Source organism: Mycolicibacter senuensis (assembly GCF_003284925.1).
Lineage (GTDB): Bacteria > Actinomycetota > Actinomycetes > Mycobacteriales > Mycobacteriaceae > Mycobacterium > Mycobacterium algericum_A.
Genome location: NZ_QMEX01000173.1, coordinates 1 through 6,702, shown reverse-complemented (window position 1 = coordinate 6,702; position 6,702 = coordinate 1). Strand labels below are relative to the sequence as shown.

The window sequence follows — 6,702 nt, the reverse complement described above, 5'->3', positions numbered from 1 at the left end:
CTCGCGAACCTGCCCTTGACCTGCTAGTTCGCGTTCCCGACCGAGCCTTGGTGCCACCAGCCGTCTTACTCGCCATAGCCGCAAGCCTAACCGCAATACCCTCATTAGCACCATCTGCCACACTGGCCACGGCCCGGGTTGCGGGCCTCACCCGCGTGGCACCGGTCACAGTGCCGCTGCGTACGGTGACAGGGCCTGACTTTTCCCGCCACGCCTCACGAAGGAGATCTGCATGCCCGTGGTCGTCGTCGCCACCTTCGCCGTCAAGCCGGAATCGGTCGAAGCCGTCCGCGACATCTGCGCCAAGTCGGCGGCACAGGTGCACCAGGAGCCCGGTTGCCAGCTCTACGCGGTACACGAAACCGACGGCGCCTTCGTATTCATCGAGCAGTGGGCCGACGCCGAGGCGCTGCAGTCACACTCGACGGCCCCGGCGGTCGCCGAGCTGTTCAGCAACCTCTCCGAGCACCTGGACGGCGCGCCCGACATCAAGATGCTGCAGCCGCTGCCGGCCGGCGACCCGGCCAAGGGCCAACTGCGGGCCCAGTGATGGGAGCCTTGGACGGCAAGGTCGCCTTCATCACCGGCGCCGCACGCGGCCAGGGGCGCGCCCACGCACTGCGATTGGCCGGCGAGGGCGCCGACATCATCGCGGTCGACCTGTGCCAACAGATCTCCAGCGTGCCGTATCCGCTCGCCACCGCCGACGATCTAGCGGAGACGGTCAAGCTGGTCGAAGAGACCGGTGCGCGCATCGTTGCCAGGGCGGCCGACGTCCGCGATCGCGCCGCCCTGGGCACCGCCTTGCAGGCCGGCCTCGACCAACTCGGGCGGCTCGATTTCGTGATCGCCAACGCCGGAATCGCACCGATGGCGGGCGAGGACGCCTGGCAGGACGTGATCGACGTCAACCTCACCGGTATCTACCACACCGTCGATGTGGCGATGAAGCCGATGATCGCCCAGGGGGACGGCGGGTCGATCGTTCTGGTCAGCTCGGTGGCCGGGCTGGTCGGGCTGGCCGCTCCTGCGGCGGGGTCCCTGGGTTACGCTGCCGCCAAGCACGGCATCGTCGGGCTGATGCGGGTATACGCCAACCTTCTTGCGCCACACAGTATCCGGGTCAACTCCGTGCACCCCGCCGGCGTGCAGACGCCCATGATCGACAACGAGTTCACCCGGAAGTGGCTCGACGGCATGGACACCCAGGGCGGACCGGACATGGGCAACGCGTTACCGGTGCAGGTGCTGCAACCGGAGGACGTCGCCAACGCCGCATGTTGGCTGGTCTCCGATGCGGCCCGCTACATCACCGGTGTGACGCTGCCGGTGGACGCCGGCTACGTCAATAAGCGGTAGCTCAGATCTCGATAACGGTCGGCACGATCATCGGCTGGCGACGATAGCTCTCGCCGACCCATTTGCCAACCGTGCGGCGCACCGCTTGCGCGATCCGCGCCGGGTCGGTGACGCGTTCGGCGGCAAGGGATTCCAGCTCCGCCTCCACCTTGCGGGCCGCCGGTTCCAGCGCCTTGGGGTCTTCGGAGAAGCCACGCGAATGCAGCTGCGGCGGGGCCACCGCCTTGCCGGTCCCGCGGCGCAGCACCACGGTGATCGCGATGAATCCCGATGACAGGATCAGCCGCTCCCCCAGCGTCGCATCGCCGACGTCGCCGTCCACCAGCCCGTCGATGAACACCTTGCCGACCGGGACCGCCCCGGCGATACTCGCCTGCCCGGCGATCAGATCCACGCTGACACCGTTCTCGGCCAGCAGGATCGACTCCTCGGGCACCCCGGTGCGGACGGCCAGCGCGGCGTTGGCGCGCAGCATCCGCCAGGTGCCGTGCACCGGCATCACGTTGCGCGGCCGGATCCCGTTGTAGAGGAACAGCAGCTCGCCGGCATAAGCGTGCCCGGAGACATGCACCCGCGCCGCGGCGTTGGTCACCACCCGCGCCCCGATCTTGGCCAGCGCGTCCATCACGCCGTAGACGGCCTCCTCGTTGCCGGGGATCAGCGACGAGGACAACACCACCAGATCACCCGCGGTCAGCGTGATGGACCGGTGCTCGCCGCGCGACATCCGCGACAGCGCCGACAGCGGCTCGCCCTGGGTCCCGGTGGTGACCAGCACCACCTGCTCCGGCGGCATCATCTCGGCGGCGCCGATGTCGACCAGATCGGAGTCCGACACCCGCAGGAAGCCCAGCTCCTTGGCGATGCCCATGTTGCGGACCATCGACCGGCCGACGAACGAGACCCGGCGGCCCAGTGCGACCGCCGCGTCGACGATCTGCTGCACCCGGTCGACGTTCGAGGCGAAGCAGGCCACGATCACCCGTCCCTCGGCGCCGCGGATCAGCCGGTGCAGGGTGGGGCCGACCTCGCTCTCGCTGGGCCCGACCCCCGGAATCTCAGCGTTGGTGGAGTCGCACAGGAACAGGTCCACACCCTTGTCGCCCAGCCGGGACATGCCGGGCAGATCGGTGGGACGCCCGTCCGGCGGCAACTGGTCGAGTTTGATGTCGCCGGTGTGCAGCACGGTGCCCGCGCCGGTGTGCACCGCGATCGCCAGCGCGTCCGGGATGGAGTGGTTGACCGCGAAGTATTCGCATTCGAACACCCCGTGGGTGCTGCGCTGACCTTCGGCGACCTGGACGAACACCGGTTTGATGCGGTGTTCGCGGCATTTGGCGGCGACCAGCGCCAGCGTGAACTTCGAACCGACCACCGGGATGTCGGGCCGCAGTTTGAGCAGGAACGGAATCGCGCCGATGTGGTCCTCGTGGGCGTGGGTCAGCACCAGCGCCTCGATGTCGTCGAGGCGGTCGGTGATGTGCCGGATGTCCGGCAGGATCAGGTCGACGCCGGGCTCGTCGTGGCCCGGGAACAGCACCCCGCAGTCGATGATCAGCAGCCGACCGAGATGCTCGAAAACGGTCATGTTGCGGCCGATCTCGCTGATACCGCCGAGCGCGGTGACGCGTAATCCGCCGGCGGTCAGCGGACCCGGCGGCTTGAGGTCCTCACTCACCCGCACTCACTCGAGGACCGACGCGGCGCGCATGTCGATGGCCAGTTCGTCGACCTCTGCCCCGGTCGCGGGCACCATCGGCAGCCGTGGCTCGCCCGCATCGAAGCCCTGCAGCCGCAGCCCGGCTTTGACGAAGGTAACGCCACCGGTGCGGCCCATGGCGTTGGACAGCGGTGCGATCGAGACGTTGATCTTGCGAGCGGTCTCGACGTCACCGGATTCATACGCGGCCAGCATGTCGCGCAGCTGGCCGGCCGCGAAGTGCCCGATCACGCTGACGAACCCGGTGGCGCCCATCGCCAGCCACGGCAGATTCAGGGCGTCGTCGCCGGAGTAGTAGGCCACGTCGGTTTCGGCCATGATCTGCGCGGCGGCATGCAGGTCGCCCTTGGCGTCCTTGATCGCGACGATGTTCGGGTGCTCGGCGAGCTCGAAGATGGTGTCCGGGGCGATCGGCACCGCCGAACGGGCCGGGATGTCATACAGCATCACCGGCAGCCCGCTGGCATCGGCGACCGCGGTGAAGTGCGCCAGCAGCCCGGCCTGGGACGGCCGCGAGTAATAAGGGGTGACCACCAGCAACCCGTGGGCGCCGACCCCGGCGCAGGCCTCCGCCAGCCGGACGCTGTGCTCGGTGTCGTTGCTGCCGGCACCGGCGATGATGCGGGCGCGGTCGCCCACGGCCTCGACCACGGCACGAAGCAGGGTGAGCTTCTCGTAGTCCGCCGTCGTCGGCGACTCGCCGGTGGTCCCGGAGAGCACCAGGCCGTCACAGCCGGCGTCGACGAGCCGGTTCGCCAGCCGTACGGCGGCGTCGGTGTCCACGGAGCCGTCCGCACCGAACGGGGTCACCATTGCTGTCAGAACGGTGCCCAACTGCGCCCTGGCGTCGAATACGGTGCTGCTCACGAGCCCAAGATTACCTGGCGCCGCGGAGTCACTCAGATCTCGGTGGCGAGCGGACTGGTCGCCACTTCGGTGCCGTCGGCCAGCGCGGTGATCTCGAAGTCGCCGAACGCCGCCGGGGCGAGCCCGATGAGCTGCCGCAGGCACTCGACGGCCAGCCGCCGGATCTCGACGTCGGCATGCTCGCTGGCACGCATCGCGATGAAGTGTCGCCAGGCCCGATAGTTGCCCGTCACCACGATGCGGGTCTCGGTGGCGTTGGGCAGCACGGCGCGGGCGGCCTGGCGGGCCTGTTTGCGCCGCAGCACGGCATTGGGCTGATCGGCGAACTTGGCCTCCAGCCTGGCCAGCAGCTCGGCGTAGGCGGCCCGGCTGGCGTCGGCGGCCTCGGCCAGGATCTGCTGCAACTCCGGGTCATCGTCCATTCCCGGCGGCACCACGATCCGGGAGTCCGGTTCGGGGACGTAGCGCTGGGAGAGCTGGGAGAACGAGAAGTGCCGGTGCCGGATCAGTTCGTGGGTGGCCGACCGGGAGATCCCGGTGATGTAAAAGCTCACGCCGGCATGCTCGAGGACCGAGAAGTGCCCGACGTCGATGATGTGCTTCAGGTAGGCGGCGTTGGTGGCGGTGCGCGGGTTGGGCTTGGACCAGCTCTGATAGCAGGCTCGGCCGGCGAACTCCACCAGCGCCTGACCGCCCTCGGCGTCGGTGCTCCAGGCAACGTCCGGCGGCGGTATGAACTCGGTCTTGGCAATCAGTTGCACGCGCAGCGGCGCCGTCTCGGCCACGGCACCCACCTTAGGGCGTTCCGGTCCCTCAGCTGCCGGTCGGCACCTTCGCGGCGATCTGCCGGGCGATGACGACCGCGGAGTCCTTCGGGTCGGTACTGCAGGTGTTGACGTCGACGACGACGTTGTTGGCCACGGTCAGCGCCCGGCCGCAGGCCTGCCAGGCCGATTCGCCGGCGTTCTGCTGGGTCGCGACGGTGCTCAACACGCCCTCGGCGTTCGATATGCGCCCGGCGATCCACTCCGAACCACTCTGGATGTGGGTGTATTCGTGGCATTCCGGCCACTGCTTGACGGACGCCTCGAAGAACTCCTCGGCTTGTTTGGCGGTCGGGAACAGCACCACGGCCTGATCGACGAAGTGGGCGTTGTCTTCGCCATCGCTGACGCTCTGCTCTCGCACCGCGCTGAAACCGCTGCGCGCATAGACCTGTTCCTGGGCGACTCCGTCGACGGCCAGGCACTCCCTCGGCTGCATCGTGGCGCTGTCATCAGGCAGCACATCGTGGGGGGCGTGTGCCTTCATGTCGGCCACGCCCATGATCGGGTTGATCTCCTCGGGGGTGAGCAGCAGTGCCCGCAGCCCGTCCTCGCCGACCGGGGCGACGGCGACCGTCGTCGTGGTCGGCGTCGCCGCGACGGTGGTGGTGGTTCTTGCCGTACCGCCGCTGCCGCCGCAGCCGGCGATCGCCAGGCAGCCCACCACGACGAAACCCCACGAAACCGAACCCCGCACGCGATCACACCCCGAGTTTCCGATCAGGCTTGTGGATCCGCACGCCAGTCGAGGCGTCACCGATCAGTTATCGGCAACATTAGCGAAATCCGGGCGGTGCCGCCCGAGGTCAGCACAGATCCATCCAACCCCGTTGACGCCGAACCCTTTTGGTTGGCGGCACGCCGAAGCCGGCGACTCCGGACGTTTACGCTGTAATCCCAGCGGGTATCCCGGCACATCGGCGGCCACCCGGTCGCCTGCTGGGTGGACGGCCCCGCACCGCCGCGGCCCGTCCGTCCGGGCTTGATCCGATCAAGAGAGGCACACCACATGAGTGACGACAAGGACAGTGGCCCCGAAGCCGGCATCAAAGGCGTCGTGGAAGGCGTCAAGGGCAAGGCCAAGGAGGCTGTCGGCACCGTGACCGGTGACGACTCGCTCAAGCGGGAAGGCCAGGCGCAGCAGGACAAGGCCGACGCGCAGCGCGAGGTTGCGGCCAAAGAGGCCGAGGCCGAGAAGGCCCGCGCCAAGGCCGAGGCAGACGAGGCGCGCGAGCGTGCCGAACAGTAGTCCCACCGGCGGTGCGGTGCCGGCGAGTTCCGACTCGCCGGCACCGCTCAGCACTCACCGAGTGTCGCCGGGTCCGCGTTGTGAGGGGGTCGCGTGTTGATGCGCAGAATCGCACGTCCGCTGCTGGCGGCGGCGTTCATCGGGCAGGGCGTGGAGGCGTTGCGCCGGCCGCAGCAGGCCGGCCAGACGGCCCGTCCGGCGTTCGACGGGCTGCAACACCTACCCGACGAGATATCGGCGAAAGTGCCGTCCGATGTCGAGACGTTCGCCAAAGCCAACGCGCTGGTCCAGATCGGCGGCGGCCTGCTGCTCGCCAGCGGCAGACTGCCGCGGATTGCCGCTGCGGCGCTGGCATGCACGGTCATTCCCGGCAGTGCGGGCGGCCACATGTTCTGGATGGAGCCTGACATCCAGCGCAGGGCACAACAACGCCAGGCGTTCCTGACCGACGTCAGCCTGATCGGCGGGTTGATGATCGCGGCGGCCGACACCGAGGGACGGCCATCGCTGGGTTGGCGGGCCCGGCGTGCCGCCCGGCACGCATACCAGCGCGCGGCCGCGGCTATGCCCACCGCCTCGAACGATGCGGTGCTCGACACGGTCGGCGAGAAGCTGAGCGCGGGTCTGCAGGCCGGCGCCGAACACGGCCGCGAACTCGCCGAACTGGTGGGTGAGCGGGCCGG

At 68.9% G+C, this 6,702-nt stretch carries 8 protein-coding genes; 4 read left to right on the top strand and 4 right to left on the bottom strand.

Annotated features, from left to right (window positions below; genetic code table 11):
- Window positions 1-232 precede the first annotated feature (232 nt).
- Window positions 233-550 carry a putative quinol monooxygenase gene (locus DQP56_RS21630; protein WP_112688926.1) on the top strand — a complete coding sequence of 106 codons (318 nt, stop codon included), beginning with the start codon at window positions 233-235 and terminating at the stop codon, window positions 548-550.
- Window positions 550-1,359: a mycofactocin-coupled SDR family oxidoreductase gene (locus tag DQP56_RS21625; protein ID WP_112688924.1), complete on the top strand. Its 810-nt coding sequence runs from the start codon at window positions 550-552 to the stop codon at window positions 1,357-1,359. The genes DQP56_RS21630 and DQP56_RS21625 overlap by 1 nt, the downstream gene beginning before the upstream one ends.
- A gap of 1 nt (window position 1,360) precedes the next feature.
- Here the strand turns inward: DQP56_RS21625 and DQP56_RS21620 are convergent, their stop codons facing one another.
- The 4 genes from DQP56_RS21620 to DQP56_RS21605 are packed head-to-tail and all read right to left on the bottom strand — an operon-like array spanning window position 1,361 to window position 5,467.
- A complete protein-coding gene (locus DQP56_RS21620) occupies window positions 1,361-3,037 on the bottom strand; it encodes a ribonuclease J (protein ID WP_112688930.1) in 1,677 nt (558 codons plus the stop codon).
- Window positions 3,038-3,043: 6 nt separating this feature from the next.
- The gene (gene dapA / locus DQP56_RS21615; protein WP_112688922.1) at window positions 3,044-3,946 is read right to left on the bottom strand and encodes a 4-hydroxy-tetrahydrodipicolinate synthase; all 903 of its coding nucleotides are present in this window, start codon (window positions 3,944-3,946) and stop codon (window positions 3,044-3,046) included.
- A 32-nt stretch (window positions 3,947-3,978) separates the two neighbouring features.
- The gene (thyX, locus tag DQP56_RS21610) at window positions 3,979-4,731 is read right to left on the bottom strand and encodes an FAD-dependent thymidylate synthase (protein WP_112688928.1); all 753 of its coding nucleotides are present in this window, start codon (window positions 4,729-4,731) and stop codon (window positions 3,979-3,981) included.
- A gap of 28 nt (window positions 4,732-4,759) precedes the next feature.
- Entirely contained in the window at window positions 4,760-5,467 is a 708-nt protein-coding gene (locus DQP56_RS21605) for a sensor domain-containing protein (RefSeq protein WP_112688920.1), read from the bottom strand.
- Window positions 5,468-5,779: 312 nt separating this feature from the next.
- Between DQP56_RS21605 and mbp1 the strand changes: the two genes are divergently transcribed.
- Together mbp1 and DQP56_RS21595 are read left to right on the top strand one after the other, a co-directional pair.
- On the top strand, window positions 5,780-6,019 hold the full coding sequence (gene mbp1, locus DQP56_RS21600; RefSeq protein WP_013829436.1) for a microaggregate-binding protein 1: 240 nt from the start codon (window positions 5,780-5,782) through the stop codon (window positions 6,017-6,019).
- A gap of 99 nt (window positions 6,020-6,118) precedes the next feature.
- Window positions 6,119-6,702, top strand: a 584-nt coding sequence (locus DQP56_RS21595; RefSeq protein ID WP_133258998.1) for a DoxX family protein, incomplete at its 3' end; no start/stop codon positions are given.

What these genes read in the sequence shown, in the direction of transcription:
- DQP56_RS21630 (WP_112688926.1), top strand. Translation starts at nt 233, where the DNA reads ATGCCCGTGGTCGTCGTCGCCACCTTCGCCGTCAAGCCGGAATCGGTC.
- DQP56_RS21625 (WP_112688924.1), top strand. Translation starts at nt 550, where the DNA reads ATGGGAGCCTTGGACGGCAAGGTCGCCTTCATCACCGGCGCCGCACGC.
- mbp1 (WP_013829436.1), top strand. Translation starts at nt 5,780, where the DNA reads ATGAGTGACGACAAGGACAGTGGCCCCGAAGCCGGCATCAAAGGCGTC.